General features: G+C 69.7%; 14 protein-coding genes and 2 pseudogenes. 14 read left to right on the forward strand and 2 right to left on the reverse strand.

From position 1 onward, the window contains the following. Nucleotides 1-296: pseudogene (locus ACWCQS_RS42290) on the reverse strand (PP2C family protein-serine/threonine phosphatase); the annotation flags it as partial. A 406-nt stretch (nt 297-702) separates the two neighbouring features. Here ACWCQS_RS42290 and ACWCQS_RS42295 point away from each other — a divergent pair. The 5 genes from ACWCQS_RS42295 (at nt 703) to ACWCQS_RS42315 (ending at nt 5,852) form a co-directional block, all read left to right on the forward strand. Then, nucleotides 703-1,182: a MerR family transcriptional regulator gene (locus tag ACWCQS_RS42295; protein WP_153546466.1), complete on the forward strand. Its 480-nt coding sequence runs from the start codon at nt 703-705 to the stop codon at nt 1,180-1,182. A 127-nt stretch (nt 1,183-1,309) separates the two neighbouring features. After that, complete coding sequence (locus ACWCQS_RS42300; RefSeq protein ID WP_451009449.1) at nt 1,310-2,794, forward strand: MFS transporter; 1,485 nt, start codon at nt 1,310-1,312, stop codon at nt 2,792-2,794. A gap of 699 nt (nt 2,795-3,493) precedes the next feature. Continuing rightward, nucleotides 3,494-4,321: an alpha/beta fold hydrolase gene (locus ACWCQS_RS42305; protein ID WP_451009450.1), complete on the forward strand. Its 828-nt coding sequence runs from the start codon at nt 3,494-3,496 to the stop codon at nt 4,319-4,321. A 15-nt stretch (nt 4,322-4,336) separates the two neighbouring features. Further along, nucleotides 4,337-5,395, forward strand: a complete 1,059-nt coding sequence (locus ACWCQS_RS42310) for an MBL fold metallo-hydrolase (protein ID WP_451009451.1) — start codon at nt 4,337-4,339, stop codon at nt 5,393-5,395. Between the two features lie 181 nt (nt 5,396-5,576). Continuing rightward, a complete protein-coding gene (locus ACWCQS_RS42315; protein ID WP_451009452.1) occupies nt 5,577-5,852 on the forward strand; it encodes a hypothetical protein in 276 nt (91 codons plus the stop codon). On the opposite strand, the gene ACWCQS_RS42320 is transcribed toward ACWCQS_RS42315, so the two are convergent. Further along, entirely contained in the window at nt 5,824-6,006 is a 183-nt protein-coding gene (locus ACWCQS_RS42320) for an MmyB family transcriptional regulator (RefSeq protein WP_451009453.1), read from the reverse strand. The two genes, ACWCQS_RS42315 and ACWCQS_RS42320, sit on opposite strands and share 29 nt — an antisense overlap. A 64-nt stretch (nt 6,007-6,070) precedes the next feature. Here ACWCQS_RS42320 and ACWCQS_RS42325 point away from each other — a divergent pair, with 64 nt between their 5' ends. The 9 genes and pseudogenes from ACWCQS_RS42325 to ACWCQS_RS42365 all read left to right on the forward strand — a co-directional run bounded on the left by ACWCQS_RS42325 (nt 6,071) and on the right by ACWCQS_RS42365 (nt 19,189). Next, nucleotides 6,071-8,035: a SpoIIE family protein phosphatase gene (locus ACWCQS_RS42325; RefSeq protein WP_451009454.1), complete on the forward strand. Its 1,965-nt coding sequence runs from the start codon at nt 6,071-6,073 to the stop codon at nt 8,033-8,035. 620 nt (nt 8,036-8,655) lie between these two features. Further along, the gene (locus tag ACWCQS_RS42330; RefSeq protein WP_451009455.1) at nt 8,656-10,443 is read left to right on the forward strand and encodes a TniQ family protein; all 1,788 of its coding nucleotides are present in this window, start codon (nt 8,656-8,658) and stop codon (nt 10,441-10,443) included. Then, nucleotides 10,440-11,207, forward strand: a complete 768-nt coding sequence (locus tag ACWCQS_RS42335) for a TnsA-like heteromeric transposase endonuclease subunit (RefSeq protein WP_451009456.1) — start codon at nt 10,440-10,442, stop codon at nt 11,205-11,207. The genes ACWCQS_RS42330 and ACWCQS_RS42335 overlap by 4 nt, the downstream gene beginning before the upstream one ends. Continuing rightward, nucleotides 11,204-13,303, forward strand: a complete 2,100-nt coding sequence (locus ACWCQS_RS42340) for a Mu transposase C-terminal domain-containing protein (protein WP_451009457.1) — start codon at nt 11,204-11,206, stop codon at nt 13,301-13,303. The genes ACWCQS_RS42335 and ACWCQS_RS42340 overlap by 4 nt, the downstream gene beginning before the upstream one ends. 23 nt (nt 13,304-13,326) lie before the next feature. Continuing rightward, the gene (locus tag ACWCQS_RS42345; RefSeq protein ID WP_451009458.1) at nt 13,327-14,439 is read left to right on the forward strand and encodes a TniB family NTP-binding protein; all 1,113 of its coding nucleotides are present in this window, start codon (nt 13,327-13,329) and stop codon (nt 14,437-14,439) included. 2 nt (nt 14,440-14,441) lie between these two features. Next, nucleotides 14,442-16,271, forward strand: a complete 1,830-nt coding sequence (locus ACWCQS_RS42350) for a TniQ family protein (protein ID WP_451009459.1) — start codon at nt 14,442-14,444, stop codon at nt 16,269-16,271. Between the two features lie 780 nt (nt 16,272-17,051). Further along, nucleotides 17,052-17,381: pseudogene (locus ACWCQS_RS42355) on the forward strand (TadA family conjugal transfer-associated ATPase); the annotation flags it as partial. Between the two features lie 7 nt (nt 17,382-17,388). Next, nucleotides 17,389-18,234: a type II secretion system F family protein gene (locus tag ACWCQS_RS42360; protein ID WP_451009502.1), complete on the forward strand. Its 846-nt coding sequence runs from the start codon at nt 17,389-17,391 to the stop codon at nt 18,232-18,234. A 175-nt stretch (nt 18,235-18,409) separates the two neighbouring features. Next, nucleotides 18,410-19,189, forward strand: coding sequence for a type II secretion system F family protein (locus ACWCQS_RS42365; RefSeq protein ID WP_451009460.1), 780 nt, complete (start codon nt 18,410-18,412; stop codon nt 19,187-19,189). The last annotated feature ends 73 nt before the right edge of the window (nt 19,190-19,262 follow it).

Below are 19,262 nucleotides of genomic sequence, written 5' to 3' on the forward strand. Positions count from 1 at the left end.
AGTTCCACCAGCACGTTCTCGGTGCTCAGGACCCGCCGCTCCGCCCCGGCGGCGATCAACGCAAGCACGGAGAGAGCACCGATCAGTGCCGTGGGCCGCGGGCCGGTGCCGATGGCGGTCACCGCGGTGGCGACGACCAGCAGATGGGCGAGGTGGATATCCGGCGGAAGGAACGCGTCGGCCACCGGAATGCAGATGATCAGGAGCAGCGGGGTGACCACCCAGAGCGGGCGCGGTGCTGCCCGCCACCAGGCCTGCAGGGTCCTGTTCGCCTTCGCGGTGGTCGCAGCGCTCACGTCTTGCTCCCATGCATGGTGCCGGGGATCACGGCCCGTCCTGCACGAGCCGCATCAGCCACCCGACCGGGCATTTTCCGTTCTGTCAGAGTGGACGGCTGCGGGCATGAAGCGCCGTCTGCGTTTCCTGGATCCGCGATCCACGTTCTTCGAGGTGTCAACCGCGTGAACAACAGGGATATTCCGGATGGTGCACCGCAAGGATGACAGACCTCTACGTGACCCTGCTTCGGCCCTCGACACCGTGAAGGCGTTCCTCCGGTTTCCTGCGCTGCTACGGAGAGCGATGTCACTGGGCGACGAGCACACCGGGACGGGGTCCGTCGACAGATGTGATCCCTGCTCTGCCAACCCCGTGGTGCTCCGCGCTTGACTTGGAGCGCTCCAAGTTATCGATACTCGAATCATGAACGAGGCACGAGCACTCCGAGGGCGGCACACCGAGGAGTCCGCGACGGACAGGGTCCTGAGCGTTCAGGAGGTCTCCCGGATCACCGGGCTGAGCGGCTGGACGCTGCGGTACTACGAGAAGATCGGCTTGATCGACCCCATCGCCCGGGACGCCTCCAGCGGCCATCGCGCCTACACCCGTACCGACCTGGCCCGCATCGAATCGCTGGCGCACCTGCGGGCCGCGGGGCTGGCGATCGAGGAGATGCGTGCGCTGATGGCGGCGCGCGGGCATGCGCCCGAGACCGTCGCCATGAAGATCGGGATGCTCGCTGCCCACGGCGAGGCGCTGGAGGAGGAGATGCGGCGCCTGGCCGCCCGCAAGCACTACATCGACAACCGGGTCGGCTACTGGCGTGCCGTCCAGGCCGGTGACGACGCCGAGGCCGAACGCCTGGAGGCCCAAGGCCAACTTCTCGGTGAGCAGTTGAGCTGACCTTTGGCGTCCGGGACCCGGTCCGGCCGCTGCGAACCCCTCCATCGGCAGGCCCTCGACCGCCCTGCCTGATTCCCGACCACCCGCTTCCGCGCCCCGCTGCCGGAAGCCGTTCAAGGATACTGTCATGCTCATAACAAACGCGGACCGGGTCGGGCGCCCGACCGGCCCCTGGAAGGTGTTCGCCCTGGTGGCGACCGCGCAGTTCATGGTGGTGCTGGACACCGCGATCATCAATGTCGCCCTGCCGGTCATCAAGCGCGATCTGGACTTCGGTGACAGCACCATCCAGTGGGTCGTCACCGCCTACGTCCTGGCATTCGGCGGCTTCCTGCTGCTGGGCGGGCGACTGGCCGACCTGCTCGGCCGGCGCCGCACGCTGCTCATGGGGATGGCGGCCTTCACCGTGGTCTCGCTCCTGATCGGAGTGAACTCCTCTGTGCCGCTGCTCATTGTGCTGCGCGGACTGCAGGGCCTGGCTGCCGCCGTGATGTCCCCCGCTGCCTTGTCCACGGTCCTGACCCAGTTCCCTGAAGGGCACGAGCGCTCCCGTGCACTGGGCTTCTGGTCCATGGTCGCCACCGGAGGAGCAGCCGTCGGCCTCCTCCTGGGCGGCGTACTCACCCAGTACGCCGGCTGGCGCTGGAACTTCTTCATCAACGTCCCTGTCGGGGTGATCGTCCTCGCGCTCGTACCCCGCCTCGTCCCCGACCACCGACCCGGAAGCCGGGACCGCAGGGGCCTTCCGGATGCTCCCGGCGCGGTACTGGCCACCGCCGGGCTAATGGCGGGCGTCTTCGCCTTCAGCCAGGCGCCCGAGTGGGGCTGGGCCAACCCGCTCACCCTCATCTGCTTCGCGGCCTGTGTGATCCTGCTCGCCGCCTTCGTTTTCAACGAGCGCCGTGCCGCCGATCCACTGGTGGACCTCGGGATCTTCACGATCCGCAACGTCTCGGGCGCCAACGGCATGATGGCAACGGTCTTCGCCGGCAACCTGGGCATGTTCTTCCTGCTCACCCTGTACATGCAGGACATCGAGCACTACAGCGCCATCCGCACAGGGCTTGCATTCCTGCCCTTCCCTGTCATCCTGGGCCTGGTCTCCACCCGGATGGCGGGCCTGGTCCGCCGCTTCGGCTTCCGCCGCTTCCTGATCATGGGGCCCGTCCTCGTCATCATCGGCATGCTGTGGGTCAGCTTCCTTCCCGTCCACGGCAGTTACGCCGTCCACGTGCTGCCAGGACTGCTGGTGATGCCGCTGGGCTACGGCATGAGCTTCGCCCCCATGTACGCCGCCGCCACCGCCGGCACCCCTCAGCGCTTCGCCGGTGTCACCTCTGGCCTGATCGCCACCTCACAGCAGGCGGGCGGCGCACTCGGCCTGGCCGTCATCTCCGGCACCGCCGGCACCGTGACCGCCTCGCTCACCCACGACGCCCTGCCACAGGCCCTGACCTCCGGCTACAACGTGGCCATGACCGTCGCGGCCGGCATCACCGCAATCGCCGGGCTGCTCGCGGCCCTTGTGATCCGCGCGCCTCGCCGCGCGGACACACCGGTTGAACCATCCATCCCCGGACCCAGCCCCCAACCCGCATCCACCCGTTCCTGACCGACCGTCCCACTTCGGCCGCCCCGACCCACCCAGCACTCAGGCCACCAGGACCGTCGCCTGCCATGATCAAGCGACCGCAAAGCAAGGGCGGCCCGGCAACCCCGGTGGGGCGCTGTCAGCCGGCCCCACACGCCCTCCCCAGAACGGGAGGGCCTACGTAATGCCCAACGGGACACGGCGCTGTGTGTCCACGCTCAGTGTCCGGAGAGCGTGTGGGAAACACAGGACCACGTGACCAGGACGTCTGCTTCGACGGACTGCCCGTGAACTGCGGTGTGTGCGGCACCTGATGCGGGAGGCAGCCGAGATGGACATCATCCGAGCGGTCGACCACGACATTGTGACGGCAATCTGGCCCGACGAAGTCCCGCGCCCACAGGGAGCGGAGCGTTCGGAGAGCCCGAAAGTCTGGGCGCGCCTCGGAGTCAGCTCCTCGGCTGGGCCGCAGAGTCGCCGGAAGGACAAGGTCCGCCTGGTCGGGTAGCGTGAAAGGAGGCCGATGGTATCGGTCGCCCGTCGTTTATGCGGACGGCGCGGGGAGAAGGCGGACAATGGTCGGGGAGATCATTGCACCCCGAACCCAATCGCGCTGTTACCGCGTTGGAATAGTCCGCGACGAAGAAACGTGGGACGTGCCCCGAAGGCGATCCTGTACGGCGCGCTTTTCACCGGACACCAGCTAAAGGAGGCACACTTATGCCTTTTCTCACGACCCGGGACAAGACGGAGATCTTCTACAAGGACTGGGGCAGCGGGCAGCCCGTCGTCTTCAGCCACGGCTGGCCCCTCAACGGCGACGCCTGGGACCCACAGGCCAAGCTGATGGCGGACAACGGCTTCCGCTCCGTCGTGCACGACCGGCGCGGCCACGGGCGGTCGAGTCAGCCGTGGGCAGGCAACGATCTCGACACCTACGCCGACGACCTCTCGGAGCTGATCGAGTCCCTCGACCTGCGCGACGTCATCCTGGTCGGTCACTCGACGGGCGGCGGCGAGGTCGCCCGCTACATCGGTCGCCACGGCACTTCCCGCGTCGCCAAGGCCGTGCTCCTGAGTGCCATTCCGCCCCTAATGCTCAAGACAAAGGCCAATCCCGATGGGCTGCCCATCGATGTCTTCGACGAGATCAGGGCCGGTATAACCGGTGACAGGTCGCAATATTATGAGGACCTCAGCGCCCCCTTCTACGGCGCAAACCGACCGGGAAATCAGGTCACTCAGGGAACGCGCGACTCCTTCTGGATGTGGTGCATGCAGGTGGGCATCAAGGGCTCCTACGACTGCGTGCGGGCCTTCTCTGAGACCGATCTCACCGAGGACCTCCGTGCGTTCGACATTCCCACGCTCATCGTGCACGGCGACGACGACCAGATCGTGCCCATCATCGCTGCTGGCGAAAAGTCGTCCAAGATCGTCAAGGACAATACCTTCAAGGTGTACGAAGGTGCCCCACACGGTCTGGCGATGGTGGATCCCTACAAGGACAGGTTCAACGAGGACCTCCTTGCCTTCGCGCGGGGCTAAGGGAGAGGAACTTCCATGATGAAACGGGAGATGAACACCCCAAGGAAGGCGGCGATCGCCGCGGTTCTGGCGGCGTGCTCCCTGGGCGTGCCACCCACGCTTGCATCGGGTAGTACTCCGCCGCCCAGCGTGCAGGAAACCCCTTACCGTGTGATCAACGCCGCGGGCGCGCCACCCACGCTTGCACCGGGGAGAACTCCGCCACCCAGCCCGCAGAAAGAGCAGAAAAACCCTTACGTTGTGATCAACGCCGCCGCGGCCCGGGACCCCATCACCGTGACGCCTCTTCGGGGCGGCGTGTACCTGTTCCAGGGGTCAGGCGGAAACATCGGCGTGCTGCCGAGCAAGGACGGCGCCTTCATGGTGGACGCCGGCATCGCCGTTTCTCGCCAGAAGATGGAAAGCGCCCTGCACAAGCTCGGGGCTTCCCACATCAGGTACCTGATGAACACCCATTGGCATTTCGACCACACGGGCGGAAACAGCTGGATCCACGAGCATGGGGCAGAGATCATCGCCACCCCCAATACCCTGCGCAACCTGAGCAAGACCATCCGGGTGACGGAATGGGCGCACACCTTCACCCCAGTCCCTGCCGCCGCCCGACCGACCGTGACCGTCGCCTCCGAGAAGACGCTCACCGTCGGTGGACAGCCGGTGCGGCTGCGTCCCTACAGCCCCGCCCACACCGACGGCGACCTCTCCGCCGACTTCACCAGGGCGGACGTGCTGTTCACCGGCGACACCTTTTGGAACGATCTCTACCCGTTCATCGACCACGAGACCGGCGGCAGCATCGACGGGATGATCCGGGCTGCGAACCAGAACATCGCAATGGTGAGGGACGGCACGATCGTGGTTCCCGGGCACGGGCCGGTCGGAAGGCGCGCCGATCTGGTGGCGTACCGCAATATGCTCGTCGGCATTCGCAACCGCGTCGCCGACCTCAAGAGGAGGGGCCTTACGGTTGAACAGACCATTGCGGCCAAGCCCACCCAGCCCTTCGACGCCAAGTGGGGGCAGGGGATCATCGGCCCGGACCTCTTCACCAAGCTCGTCTATCTCGGCGTGTGAGATACGTCAGTCGGTGGGAGCGCCAATGCGCAGCGAAGCTCAATCGGAGCTTGCTCAGCTCTCTCAACGTAGTGTGGCCTGCGACGTTCCATGAACGCTTGCGTTCCCGTCGGCCAGCTCTTCGTAGTGGGTTCGCATGCCCTGAGGTGACCGGAAAATCATCTGGCGGAGTATCAGGGGAATGTTCTTCATCCGGTTCCTGCGGGGCATGTTGGCGGAGCCGCCGCGCAAGAGCTGCTGGAGCATCGCCGATCACGCCGGGGAGACCAGCCCGGACGGGATGCAGCACCTGTGCGAGGATCTGCGTACGCTCCTCGTCGACGAGCATCTGGCAGTCGAGTTCCATAGGGCCCACGTCGGGGTGCTGGATCCGCCTGCGTCTGCTGCGCATCACCCCCACCACATGCAGATGTCACAGGGCTTCGAATTTAGGGGATCGCCCGTAGCAGCCGTCTGACCAGGTCCTTCGCCTGCGCGTCGTCTCGGCGGACGGCTGCGGCCCACAAGTCGGCGACGAGCGCCCGGGACTTCGTCGCGTGATCCTGAACCGGATACCCGGCCCGGGCGCGGGGATCGGTGAACCATCGGTATGACCACCGTGCCCGCGGCACGCGCAGCCGGGTGAGATCGCCGAAGATTGAAGAGCCTGTTGTGTTATGTGTCAGGGAGCCCCAGATGGACGCCTCGGACGAACTCCTTCGAAGGGCCGCCCCTTCGGCTCTCTTGACCGTGGACGGTACTATCCGCGGCCTCAATGCGGCGATGGCCAGGGCACTGGGCAGGCCAGCGGAGCAGTGCGTGGGTCGTGGCTTGGTTGATCTGATGCCCGCAAGCCAGCGGACTGCGGTCGAGAGTCTCGTGGCCCACGCCGCCACGACGAAGACGATCGTGATGCGGGTGCTGGAGTTCGCCGGGGCGGGCGCACCCCCCGTGGTCTGCCTTGTCGAGGCGCAACCCGTGAAGGATCACGCAGGTGGAGAACCGCTGGTGTGGGTGCACGAGTTGGACGCGGGAAACGACCTGGGCGGTCTGGTGGTCCCGTTCCGGTTGGCGGCCGAGGCCGCCAACCTCGGTCTGTGCATGTATTCACTCCCGGAGCGCCAGTTGGAGTGGCTGGGTGGCGCACCCGCCTTGGCGGCGCTGTTTCCGGAGGCCTCCATGTCGTTGTCCGGGGTGGTTCGGCGGGTCCATCCTGACGACCGCGGGGCTCTGCGGCGGCTCATGCGTTCGACCGCCGCCCAGTCTCCCTGGATCACGTTGCAGTTCCTCACCGAGCGCGACGGCTGGCACCTTCTGGCTTGCCGGGCCCGCCGGGTCCAGCTGGGGTCTGGCGGCCCTGAGCGGGTCTTCGGAGTGATCCGCGACGACACGAAGGGGGAAGCGCGTCGTCGCAGAGCGTTGGTCGCGCTGAGTGCTGAGCGACAGCGAGCCGCCGAGATCGCAGCCTTCTCCTCCGCCTTGATCACCGCAGCCACGGAGCAAGAAGTACAGCAGGTCGCCCTGACACGGCTCGCCGCGACCTTCGGTGGTACCGGCGCCGCGCTGGCGTTCATCACGAACGGTCGCCTGCGCGTCTCCTCCGATGGCGGGATGCCGATGCCGGAGGCTACCGTGCACGGCCTGTCGCTGGATGCCCCGAGCCCGCTGCCCTTTGCGATCCGAACCGGCAAGCCGCAGTTCATACGCGATCAGGAGGACTACCTCCGCCGCTGGCCGCACGGGGCCATGGTGCCGTACTTCGACCAGCTCGACTCCGGCTATGCCATCTCGATCACCTCCCTCAGCCCGACCGGCGATCAGCCGCTCGGGGCCTGGTTGGTGACCTACGACAGCGAACACCACTCGTCCCCGGATGAGCGGGCCCTCATGGGCACTCTTGCCGACCTTGCAGGCCAGGCACTGAAACGCGTCAGGCTGCAAGAGGCACGGGTCGAGCTCGCCAAAGCGCTCCAGCAGACCATGCTCCCCACGCTGCCCGAGCACCTGCCGGGCCTGGAGGTCGCCGCCCGGTACCGACCGAGCCGGGACGGGCTGGATATCGGCGGAGACTGGTACGACGCCTTCGTCATGTCCGACGGTGCCATCGCCCTGGAGATCGGCGACATCCAAGGGCACGACGTGGACGCCGCCGCAGCCATGGGACAGGTGCGCTCGTTCATGCGCGGGATCGCTGCCCGCGAACCGGATCCCGCAACCGTGCTGACGCGCACCAACGAGCTGCTCGTCACGATGGATGCGGCACGATTCGCCAGCTGCACGATGCTTCATCTCGACCCGCGCGACGGACGGGTCACCGGCGCCAGCGCCGGCCATGTGCCGTTGCTGTTCGCACGCGACGACGGCAGCCACAGCATCCGCGAACTGCCGGGCGGCCCGGTGCTGGGAGTCCTACCCGACGCCGACTACCTTGAAGGAACCTTCACGCTGGGCAAGGACACCGCGCTGATCATGGTCACCGACGGAGTGGTCGAAGGACCGGCCCTGACACTGGACGCCGGACTGGAGCGAGCCGGAACGCTGGCCGCCCAAGCCGTCCACGACGGACTGAACGCCGAGGAGACCGCCGACCGCATCCTCGACGCCGCCGTCGCAGTAGACCACCTCGACGACGTGGCCGTGCTGATCATCCGACGCTCATGACGGCGCCCGCGCCCTCACACACCCTCTGCACGGACCCACCCCCCTCTCGCTCATTCGCCGAGCGGTGTGTTCTCGATGACTCGGCCAAGCCTGCGGCGGAAAGTGCCCTCCGGCCCCAGCCCCGCCCTCAACATCGCGTTCACCACGGGCCTGCTGGCCCACCGCTCCGGAACAGGCATTCCCCAGGCGATCCTTGCTGGCGCTGGCGCAGGCGCCGCAGCCACCAGCCTCGGCATGTACTTCGCCGCCGTTGCCGCCTATAGGTAGGCGGACCCGTTATCCCAGCACCCCGGTAAACGGAATTTCCGCTACCGCTGATGGCTGTCCAGCTGTTCCCCGAAGCCGAAATCGTCCGATCGGGCGTGCTGTGTCGAGTGGTTGCACGAACGCTCGGACGGATGTTGTTGCGGGTGCAGTCGATCGGTGGACTTCGCGGACCTGGGTAGCCGTTCGGCGGCGTGGTGGCTGGCATCTTCGCGCGCATGCACCCCTCACCTGAGTCTCGATCCTGGGACGGGAGCTCCGCTTCTGTTCTGCGGCAACGCTCGTTGTCTGCCCGGCCGGACAGCCCTGCCTGCTTGCCTGGGCGGAGTGTGAGGCCGTCGGCCCATCGCCGAGTCGTGCCACCACTGCCCCGAGTGTCCGGCCGGCGGCTCGTCGCCGTGTCCCGCGTCCGGCGCCTGCCGGCGGTGCCCTGCCCGGTGCGAGGTGAGGCGTTCGCCTCCTGGGTGGACCGCGTCGCTGCCGTGCTGGAGGTGCCGCCGGGTGCGGCAGCTCGTGCGCTGGGGCTGGAGTGCCGACAGTGGGGCTCGTCCACGCGGCCGCTCTTCTTCGGCGTCACGCTCACCCCCGCCAGCCTCGACGGGTTGCGGGATGCGACGGGGCTGCGGGCCGCGGAGCTGCAGCGGATGCAGTTGGACCGCTACGCGGGGACCGTGCTGAACCTGGCCGGTGTGGAGTTGGGCCGGGAGGCGTCGCTGACGGCGGTGGCGGCGCGGGAGTGGATGATGCCGACCTGGAGCAGGGCTTGTTCGCCTTGTCTCCAGCGGGACGGGGTGTGGCTGCTGTGGTGGCGGCTGGGTATCGCGGCGGTCTGCCCGGTGCATCGGTGTCTGCTGGTCGATGTGTGTCCGCGGTGTGGGGTGCGGCTGCTGCGCGGGAGCGAGCGGGTCCCGCGCGGTTTGCTGACCCGTGAGCCGCTCCCGGCGGTGGGAGAGTGTGCCAACCGGCCACCAGACGGCCCGAAGGGTCGTGCGGGCCTGTGCCGCCAGGTGCTGGCCGACATTCCTGCTCCGGCCGTCCCGGAGGCGTGGGCGGATCTTCAGCGCCGTGTACTGGCCGTCGCGGAGGGCGCGCCTGTCCGGATCCAGGGCGAGCCGGTGAGCGGTGCGGACTGGTTCGCTGCTCTGCGTTATCTGACTGCCCTGAGCAGGCTCGCGGCCACGGGCGAGGATGTCGCTGACCTTCCCGATTTCGCGGCCGAGGCGTTCGTCGTGGACCAGCGGCGCCGGGCGGCCCGGCCGCGCGGGGGCGGCGGCACCCGGCTGACGGCGATGCCCGCGTCCGCGGCCCAGGCCCTGGCCGCCCTCGCACTCGCCGACCGGGTACTGAGCGCCGCCCACACGGACACCGCCGGCCCGTTGGCGTCCTGGATCCAGCGGGCAACCGCGCAGCGCCGCGCGCTGGGCGGCGGCGACCCGTTGCGGCATCTGCCCCGTCCTGCGGTGGTGGCCCGGATGACGGCCGTCGTCACCCCGCGGCCGTCCCGCGTCGCTGGAGCCCTGCCGACTGCCCAGGGGCCAGCGCTCGAAGTCCGTCACATCCCGCACCTGGCCGACCCGGGTGACTACCGGGAGCTGATGGCGAGACACCTGCTGGGCACGGCCGAGGTGTCGGGGAGGCGGCTGACGGCCCTGGCGCTTGCCCGGCTGGCCGGGGCCGGCAGCTGGCGGGAGGCCGCGGCCGTGCTGGAGATGGACGCGTGCAGAGCCGCCCGTGCGGCCAACACTCTCGTGCAGCGGATCGTCAACCCCGATGCGTTCTGGACGGATGCGCGGACAGTGATCGATCGGTTACGCAAACGGGGGTTGGTGGACTACGCTGCCCGCCGGGCCGCGTTCGGCGATCTGCGAGAGATCCCTCACCGCGCCCTGACCCCCATCTTTCGCCCGCTGGGGCGGGATGTGACGTGGCAGCGGCAGCGGCACGCTGCGGCCTGGGTGTGGCAGCACTTCACCGCCGGCGACGTGCGCGAAGCGCCTGCCTACGTCCTGGGCTGGGAGGACGGCACCACCGCCGCGTCGGTACGCGAGGGCTGGCGCCGCTTCCACACCAACCTGCCCGCCCAAGCCGAACAGGCCTTGGTCGCCTGGGGGATGACCTATCTCGCCCGGAAAGGAAGCGCATGACCTCACGGAGTCCGCGCACCTTGCGGCCCGTGCGCGGTGCCCGCGACCGTGTCCACCTCCGCTACCTCGGCCCCGACAAGGCAGAACGCCGAGTGGCGGCCGCGGACGCCGCCGAGGTGTGTTTCGAGGACGCGCTGCCAGCCCGGCGGTTCTCCTCTTACGCGGGCCAGCGGAACACCCCGGGCAAGTACTGGGCGGCCAGCACCGACCGCGTGCTGGGGTATGAGTCCTTCCTGGAGTCGAAGTGGATGAAGCTGCTGGACTTCGATGCCGACGTGGCCGCCTTCTGCGCCCAGCCTTTCCTGATCGAGGGCGAGGACGAGGAGGGCCTTTGGGTCCACACCCCCGACCTGTTCGTACGCCGACGGGACGGTTCGGCGCTGGTGGTGGATGTGAAGCACGACGCACGCATCGACGCCCCCGCCGTCGTGCGCCAGGCACGGCGGACCGAGGAATTGTGCGAGCGGATCGGCTGGGACTACGCCATGGTGGGCGAGCCGGCTCCGTTGCGCTGGGCCACGGTCTCCTGGCTCGCCGGATACCGCCGCCCCCTGCTGGCCGGCAAGCCCCTGGCCGACCCGTTGCTCCAGCTCGCCCACGAGCCCGTGGAGATCGGGCGGCTGGTGAGCTTCCAGCTGGTCCCCGAGCTGGCCCGGTCGGTGGTCTACCACCTGCTGTGGCACCACCAACTCGTCTTCGACGCCACCCGCCCGCTGCGCGACCACACCGTGGTACGCGCCGCCTGCCCTAGGGGTGAGGCATGAGCAGTCACCGTCTCGCCGCTACCGACTGGGTCGAGTTCGAGGACGAGCTGCATCAGGTGGCCGGCCTGGACGGCCTCACGGTGCGGCTGCGGTCCCAGACCGGCCGGATGCAGACCATCATGCTCGCCGTCCTCCTCGCGGATGCCAGTTTCCGCGCGGCCGTGGAGCCGCCGCCCCGGACGCTGGATGGGGACGGGTCGGGGCTGGATCCTGCCGGTGTGCTGGAGGGCCTGGACGAGGGCGCCAAGAAGGCTGCCCTGGAACTGGAGGGTCATCTGCTGGAGGCCGTGACGGGCTACCGCTCCGGCGACCCCCTCACACCGGAGCCGGGCGAGCCCCGCGCGCCGTACGACCCCGCTGACCCCGCCTTGACGCAGCGAGCCCGCATCCATGCCAAGGCCGCGGAGTTGGGCGTCTCGGAGCGGTGGTTGTGGAAGCTGTGGGCCCGGCGCACGGAGCAGGGCCTATGGGGGCTGGTGGACAAGCGCAAGGCCCGCATCCGCAACCCGCTGCGCAACCTCGATCCGCGGGTGATCCAGGCGATCAGGGACCAGGCCGCAGCCGAGCGCGCCGACAGCACCGCCACCATCGGCAGCCGCTTCATGCGACGCACCCAGAACCGCCTCGACGCCGACCACGGCGCCGGCACGGTGGTGCTGCCCGGCCGGGACACCTTCCGCCGCGCGGTTGCCCACCTGCTGGACATCTCACCGGCGGCCCCCGCCTATCGGCGTGCGTCGGCGGCCAATCAGCCGGACCGGCCGTTCGGCAACGTGCTCGCCACCCGGCCCGGGGAGGTGGTCATGATGGACACCACCCCGCTGGACGTCCTCGCCTTCGACCCCGGCAGCGGCGGCACGATCAGTGTGGAACTCACCATCGCTATCGATGTGGCCACCCGCTCCATCCTCGCCTGGCGGCTGACCCCGCTGGGCACCAAGGCCATCGACATCGGCCTGCTGCTGGCAGACACCATGACGCCCGAGCTCATGCGGCCCGGCTGGGACGACGCCCTGCGCTACCAGATGCTCCGCATCCCGGCCGAGCGGCTGATCAGTGTCGATGAGCGCCTGGCGGAGGCGGCCGCCCGGCCCGTGATCTATCCCGAGACGCTGCTGTACGACCACGGCAAGCCCTACAAGTCCGACGTCGTCGCACGCGCCTGCGCACGCTGGAAGATCGATCTGCAGGACGCCCGCAAGCTGAAGCCCACCGACAAGCCGCACGTGGAGCGGCTGTTTCTGACCATCCGCCAGCAGTACTCCGAGCACGTCGCCGGCTACAAGGGCTTCAACGTCGCCCACCGAGGCCGTACCGCGGAGGAGCAGGCCCGCTGGAGCATCGACGAGCTGGCGGAGTTCTTCGCCGAGTACGTCATCGCCGTCTACCAGCGCACGCATCACCGCGGGCTGACCCTGCAGGGCTTCCCCGACCTGCACGTCTCACCGAACGAGGCGTACGCCATGGCGCTGGGGGTGGCCGGATTCGTGGACTGCCCACGCGAGGCGAACACGTACTTCGAGCTGCTGCCGATCGCGGGCCGCGCTATCCATCCCTACGGCGTCGAACTGAACCACCTCACCTACAACGCGGACATCCTCTACCAGTACCGCAAGGCCAAGTCGCCCTACCCGGACAAGCTGTGGCCGATCCGCTATGACCCCAGGAACCTGCTGCACGCCTACTTCCTGGACCCGGCCGACGGCCGTTGGCACGTCCTGCGCTGGACCCACGCGCTGGCCGAGCACCAGCCGTTCACCGACATCACCCTGCGGGAAGCCAAACGCCTCATCGCCCTGCGCGAGCAGACCCCGGCGGACCAGGCAGAGGTGGCCAGGGCACTCACCGAACTCCAGAACCGCACCGACGCCCCGGAGACCTGGACGCGCACCGACCGTAAACGTCACACCCGCGACCAGCACCGCGCCGCTGCCCAGAGCCGGGACATCGCCCGCGGCGACGCCCCGGCGGATGACCACCCGCCCCTTGCGGTCGTTCCCGCTCCGTCCGAGCCGGCGGAGGAAAGCGCCGGCTGGGGCGAGATCGATCTGAGCAATATCGAGGCCGCCCAGGTCTTTGACCCAGACGCCCCGTGAACTGAGCTGAGGATCCTGCCTTGTTGAGCACCTTCCGTCACCCCGGCCTGGCCGAACCCCGCACCAAGGAGGAGTGGCGCCACTACCGCGACAGCCGGCCACCCGAGCGTCCCGTCATGCCCTCCTACCAGCAGTACCTGAGGCTGACCGAGGAGGAACGGGAGGATTTCAACGACGACCGCGATGCCTTCCACAGCGCCTTGGTCATCGTCGACACCGCGCAGGTGAAGCGCCTGCACTACCTGATGAAACGGCGGGTGAAGGCCAACGCCCGCCGCGCCGCAGGCGCCCGCGCCGGCATCGTCTTGGACGGGCCACCTACGGTGGGGAAGTCCACGATGGTCAAGCTGTTCGCCGCCCGGCACGAGATCCGGCTTCGCCGCCGGCACCCGGAGCGGTTCGAGGACCGCTACGAGAGCGGCGGATTGCTCATCGACTACACCCCGGTGGTCTACCTGAGTATCCCGGCCCGGGCGACCCCGAAGGATCTATCGGTGCTGCTGGCCGACTACCTGGGCATGGTGCTGCCCCGCGGGGCCACCCAGACCGACATCACCAACCAGGTCCTGAACGTGCTCGCGGACGTCGGCACGGAACTGGTGATCATCGACGATGTGCACTTCCTGGATCTGTCCGCGAAGGAGGGCCGCGTCGTCAACGACCATCTGAAGTACATCGCGAACAAGACCGCGGCGACCTTCGTCTACACCGGCGTCGATCTGAAGAAGTCCGGACTGTTCCTCGAGGGCCAGGCGTCCTCGCGCGCCACCCAGACCTCGGGACGCAATACCCGGCATGCGGTGACGAAGTTCGGCTGCACCACCGATGCGGACAAGACCGAGTGGGCTCAGACCGTCAAGGCCCTGGAGGACATCCTCGTCCTGTTCCGGCACAAGCCCGGCCAGCTGGTGAAGCTCTCCCCGTATCTGTATGACCGCACCGACGGCAGCATCTGCGCGCTGACCGACCTGCTCCGCGAATCCGCGATCGAGGCCGTCATGAGCGAAGAGGAAGCCATCACCCGCAAGCTCATGGACCGGGTCGAGATCAGCGAGTACGCCGAAGTCACCTACCAGAGCCTGGTGAACCGACGCCACAAGACCGCCTCGGCCCGGTCGAAGAAGGCGGCGAGCTGACGATGGCTACGTCGGCCGCGAAGCACCGTGCCGTCTCGCCCCGGTCGTCTGGTGCTGTGCTCGGCCGTGGGACCGGGACGGTCCAGGAGTTGCGGCGGCTCCCGGCGGTGCCGGTCCCCGCAGACGGCGAGGCGTTCGCCTCCTGGGTGGACCGCACCGCCGTGGCCATGGGCCTTTCCCCGGGCTTGGCCGCACGGGCGCTGGGCCTGGAATACCGCGCCAATGACCGCGTGCCCGCCCTATTCGGCGTCCTCCCGACCCCCGTCAGCCTGGACGGTCTGCGCACGACCACCGGGCTGCAGGCGGACGTCGTAGAGACGATGCACCTGTCCCGCTACGACGGGACCCTCCTCAACTTCGACGCCCTCCACTCCGCCTACGACAAGCCCCTGGAACACCTCCTCGGCAAACAGTGGCTCCAGCTGACCGGCAGCCGCGCCTGCCCGCACTGCCTCGCGAGAAGCAACGTGTGGCCACTGTGGTGGCGCCTGGGCATCGCCGCCGTCTGCCCCGACCACCGCTGTCTGCTGATCGACACCTGCCCCGCCTGCGGTATCGCCCTGCGACGTGGCGCGAAGAACACGCCAGGCACCCTCCTCAGGCGCACCCACGCGGCGCTGGACCTCCGCGAGTGCGGCAATCGCCAGCCCAATCCCGGCAAGCCCAGGAACCCGACTGTGTGCCAGCAGCGCATCGCGGACACCCCCACCCTCGCGGTCCCGGAGGCTCTGGTCGCCATCCAGCAGCGTGCGCTCGCCATCGCCGACGGGGCCGCAGCGCAGCTTGCGGGCCAGCCGGCCACTGGCGCGGACTGGTTCGCCGCCCTCCGGTTCATCGCCGCACTGGCCCGCCTCGTCGTCCACGACGATGAACTCGCACCCCTCCCCGACGCTGCGGCGCACGCCCTGGCGGCGGTCCGTGATGCCCGCCACGCACGCCGGGAGAAGTTCGCGCGCGGCGGCGTCCCCGACCCGGGAGCGGGGCCGGCCACGGCCGCCGAGGCCGCCGCCGTCCTCGCCCTGGCGGCACCCGTCGTGGACGCTCCCGACCGCAACTCCGGCCCGCCGTACCTCGCGACGTGGTCGAGGAGACTCACGGAGGACCGGGCGGCCGGGTACTACAAGTTGGACCCGCTGCGGCATCTGCAGCGTCCGATGGTGCTGGACGAGATGATGGCGGTCACTGTCGCACCGCACCGCCGCCCTATCGCCGATGACGCCGTGCCGGCCTCCACGCTGGCGTTCCGACACATCCCCCAACGCCTCGACCCGGGCGACTACGAGGAGTTCTTGGCGGTGCACCTGCCCGGCGCCCACGTCAACAACGGTCGGCACATCGCCTCCTTGGCCCTGGCCCGCCACGCCGGGGCTGAAACGTGGGCACAGGCCTCCCAGGCGCTCGGCCTGCCAGCACGATCACGGAAGACGTACGCCCGCATCCTCCAACGCACCCCGGAACCGGAGGCTTTCTGGGAAGCGGTCCGGGCCCTGGCGGACCGGATGACCGATCGCGGCCTCATCGACTACCAGGCCCGACGCACAGCGCTCTCCAGCCTGCGTGAAGTGCCCGGCCGCGCCCTGGCCCCGATCCTCAAGCCGACGGGACAGCTTGTGACCTGGCAGCGGCGGCGGCACGCCGCCGGCTGGCTGTGGGAACACCTCACCGGCGGGCAGGCAGCCGACGCCCCCACCTACGCCGAAGGCTGGGACGGCATCAAAGCGGCCTCCGTCGCCTTCGCACGCGGTCGATTTCACGCAGAACTACCACAAGAAGCAGGAGACGCACTGCTCTCCTGGGGACGCCAGTGGCTCGCCTCCAGCGGCATCCGGTGACACACACATCCTCGGCACGCCGTCGGCAAAGGCGGCGCACCGCTGTTGAGGAGCCCGGAGCCACTCGACTACACGGCGCGGGCCGACTCGACGGCGTCGCCACCTGGCTCGCGTTCGATGGGCCAGCGCGCCGACGCCCGATCACGTCCTTACTCCCTGAACCTACAGAGCCCATGGCTCGGTGACCTCCCAGGTCACGTCCTCCTTCCACCACGCGGTGGTGTCCCACGGTTTCGGTCCGCCGTCGCTCGCTATGTAGACGTTGTATTGACGCACCGTTGATGGCCGCAGCCGTCTATGGCCCTGACCCCAGCTTCTGCCGTTGGTTCATCGAGCCCGCGCTCTACGCATTCGGGCGCCGGCGAGTCACGGCGGCACTGCTCAACTACGCGCGGACGGGCACGGACGCGGAGCAAGCGGGTGCCAAGCGAAGCCTGGTACTGGGGGCACTTGCCGCTGCGTGCCGATCGGTCTCCCGTATACGCGCCGGGTGGAAGTCGCGATCCGGCTCTCTACGAGTCCCGCGACGTGGTGGACAAGTGGCTGCAGTACACCGTCTCACGCGACCGCAACGCATCCTGATCCCGCGCACGCGTTACGGGACAAGCTTCAACCGGGATCCCTCCCGGTCAGGCCACCCCGTGATACGCGACCGCCATCCCTCGGCAACTGCGCACTGAACAGTTGGGTGCGCGGAACAGTTCTCCCAACTGTGCACGGCAGAGTTCAGCGCCCAGGTCAGAGGCTCGGCTACTGAACTCTTTCCTGCCATCCAACAGCGGCTGTTGCACGATCCACGCCAACGCCGCCGGAGACGTCCCGGCCCGGCTGGAGGCGCTGGCCACGGCCGCGGGGCTCGACCGGGCGGCGCTGCACAGCCAGCTGGCGGCCGCCCTCTCCGTGGTCCTGCACCTCGTACGGGACCGGTCCGGGCGGCGCCGGATCGCCGAGGTGCACGTGCTGGAGCGGGACGCCACGGGGCTGGTCCGGACAGTGCCGGCCCTGCGCTGGGGTGAGCGGGCCTTCGTACGGGAGCGGGGCTGGGAGCGGCTGGAGCGGCTCCTGGATGCCGGAGGGGACTCGGAAAGGGGTGTGGGAAGTGATCGGTGAGACGTCCATGGGTGCCGCGCTGATCTGTCTCGGCGCGCTGGTCCGGCTGCTGGGCGGCCGGCACTACGGCATGCGGCGGGCGCGGCTGCTGCTGGCGGGCGGCGGAGTGGTCGCGACCGGCCCACCCTCCTGGGACCGGGCCGTCGCGGAACTACGGCGGCTGCGCGGCCGGTTGGGGGCCGAGTGGTGGGCGCTCGCGGCCGGTCTGCTGCTCGGGCTGCTGGGGGCCTCGGTGATTCCGGTCGTCGCGGGGGCGGCCGGGGTGCCGGTGCTGCGCCGGGTGCGGCTGGCCCGGCAGGCCCGGCGGGCCCGGGAGCGGCGGGCGGACACGGTGATCGCCCTGTGCGGGGCTCTCGCCGGGGAGGTGCGCGCCGGACGACAGCCGGGCGAGGCGCTGCTGCGGGCGGCGCGGGACTCCGGCGGGCTCGGCGAGGCGCAGGCGGCCGTGGTCGCGGCGGCGCGGTTCGGCGGGGACGTACCCGGCGCGCTCACCGCGGCGGCCCGGCAGCCGGGCGCCGAGGGCCTGCTCGGGCTGGCCGCGTGCTGGCGGGTGGCCGTCGACCAGGGTGCCGGGCTCGCGGCGGGCCTGGACCGACTGGACGCGGCCCTGCGCGCCGAGCGGGACCAGCGCGCCGACCTGCGCGCCCAGTTGGCGGGCGCCCGGGCGACCACGGTGCTGCTCACCGCACTCCCCGCCCTCGGGCTCCTCCTCGGCTCGGCCATGGGCGCCGACCCGCTCCATGTCCTGCTGCACACGGGCGCCGGCCTGGGCTGCCTGGCGATCGGATCCGCCTTCGAGACGGCCGGGTTGTGGTGGGCCGTGCGGATCGTGCGGGGAGCGGGGGCGGTGTGAGTGGTGGTGGGGGTTTCGGATTTGGGCGCGCGAGGGCATGCCGGGCACGGCATCCCGGGGCGAGGAGTGCGCTGGGACGTGCGGGAGCCGACGGCGATCAGTGGGGGAGCAGTGTGTGCGGGAGGGGGCGCGTGATGGGGCGCGTCGGCTGGGACGGGTGGGGAGGGCGGGTGGTATGAGCGGGGAAGTCCTCCACAGGTTGGGGACGGTCGGGGTCGTTGTGCCGGCCGTCGGCTGGGTGGTTCAGCGGTTGGCGCTGGTCCGCAGGCGACGACGGGCGCGGCGACGGGTGGCCGAGCTGCTCGGCAGGGAAGTGCCGGTGTCCGGGCGGCGGTTCGCGTCGGCGGACACGGTGCGGCGTTGGCTGCCGCCGGCCGGGGCGGCGTGCGGTGCCTGGATCCTGGTCGGGGCCGCGACCGGGGCCGTGCTGGGGCTGGGCGTGGGGCTCGGGCTGCGGTGGTGGCGGAGCCGGCAGTTGGCGGCCGACCGGTCGAAGCCGGTCGACACGGCCGCCGCCGCACGCCAACTCCCCCTCGCCGCAGATCTGCTGGCCGCCTGTGTCGCCGCCGGTGCCGGACCGGTGATCGCCGCGCAGGCGGTGGGGGAGGCGCTCGACGGGCCGGTCGGGGAGGCGCTGGCGCGGGGCGCGGCCGAGGTGCGGCTCGGCGGTGAACCAGCCGCCGCCTGGCGGCGGCTGGCCGAGCTGCCCGGCGCCGGAGCGCTGGCGCGGTTGCTGGAGCGGGCCGACGAGTCAGGGCTTCCGGCGGCCGGCCCGGCCGCCCGCCTCGCCTCCGACGCACGCGCGCAGTGGGCCCGCACCGCGACGGCCCGGGCCAGGCGCGCGGCCGTACTGATCTCCGCGCCGGTGGGCCTGTGCTTCCTGCCCGCCTTCATCGCGGTCGGCGTGCTGCCCGTCGTGATCGGACTCGCGGGCGGCGTGATGGGAGGCAGATGAGGCGTACGAACGAGCCCGAGCGGTCGACGGACCGCGCAATCGCGGAGGACCACAAAGATCATGAATCCCACGG

This window comes from Streptomyces sp. NPDC002076 (assembly GCF_053593835.1).

Excerpts from the sequence above, each read along its gene's own strand:
- ACWCQS_RS42295 (WP_153546466.1), top strand. The coding sequence starts at position 703 with ATGAACGAGGCACGAGCACTCCGAGGGCGGCACACCGAGGAGTCCGCG.
- ACWCQS_RS42300 (WP_451009449.1), top strand. The coding sequence starts at position 1,310 with ATGCTCATAACAAACGCGGACCGGGTCGGGCGCCCGACCGGCCCCTGG.
- ACWCQS_RS42305 (WP_451009450.1), top strand. The coding sequence starts at position 3,494 with ATGCCTTTTCTCACGACCCGGGACAAGACGGAGATCTTCTACAAGGAC.
- ACWCQS_RS42310 (WP_451009451.1), top strand. The coding sequence starts at position 4,337 with ATGATGAAACGGGAGATGAACACCCCAAGGAAGGCGGCGATCGCCGCG.
- ACWCQS_RS42315 (WP_451009452.1), top strand. The coding sequence starts at position 5,577 with ATGTTCTTCATCCGGTTCCTGCGGGGCATGTTGGCGGAGCCGCCGCGC.
- ACWCQS_RS42325 (WP_451009454.1), top strand. The coding sequence starts at position 6,071 with ATGGACGCCTCGGACGAACTCCTTCGAAGGGCCGCCCCTTCGGCTCTC.
- ACWCQS_RS42335 (WP_451009456.1), top strand. The coding sequence starts at position 10,440 with ATGACCTCACGGAGTCCGCGCACCTTGCGGCCCGTGCGCGGTGCCCGC.
- ACWCQS_RS42340 (WP_451009457.1), top strand. The coding sequence starts at position 11,204 with ATGAGCAGTCACCGTCTCGCCGCTACCGACTGGGTCGAGTTCGAGGAC.
- ACWCQS_RS42350 (WP_451009459.1), top strand. The coding sequence starts at position 14,442 with ATGGCTACGTCGGCCGCGAAGCACCGTGCCGTCTCGCCCCGGTCGTCT.
- ACWCQS_RS42360 (WP_451009502.1), top strand. The coding sequence starts at position 17,389 with ATGGGTGCCGCGCTGATCTGTCTCGGCGCGCTGGTCCGGCTGCTGGGC.
- ACWCQS_RS42365 (WP_451009460.1), top strand. The coding sequence starts at position 18,410 with ATGAGCGGGGAAGTCCTCCACAGGTTGGGGACGGTCGGGGTCGTTGTG.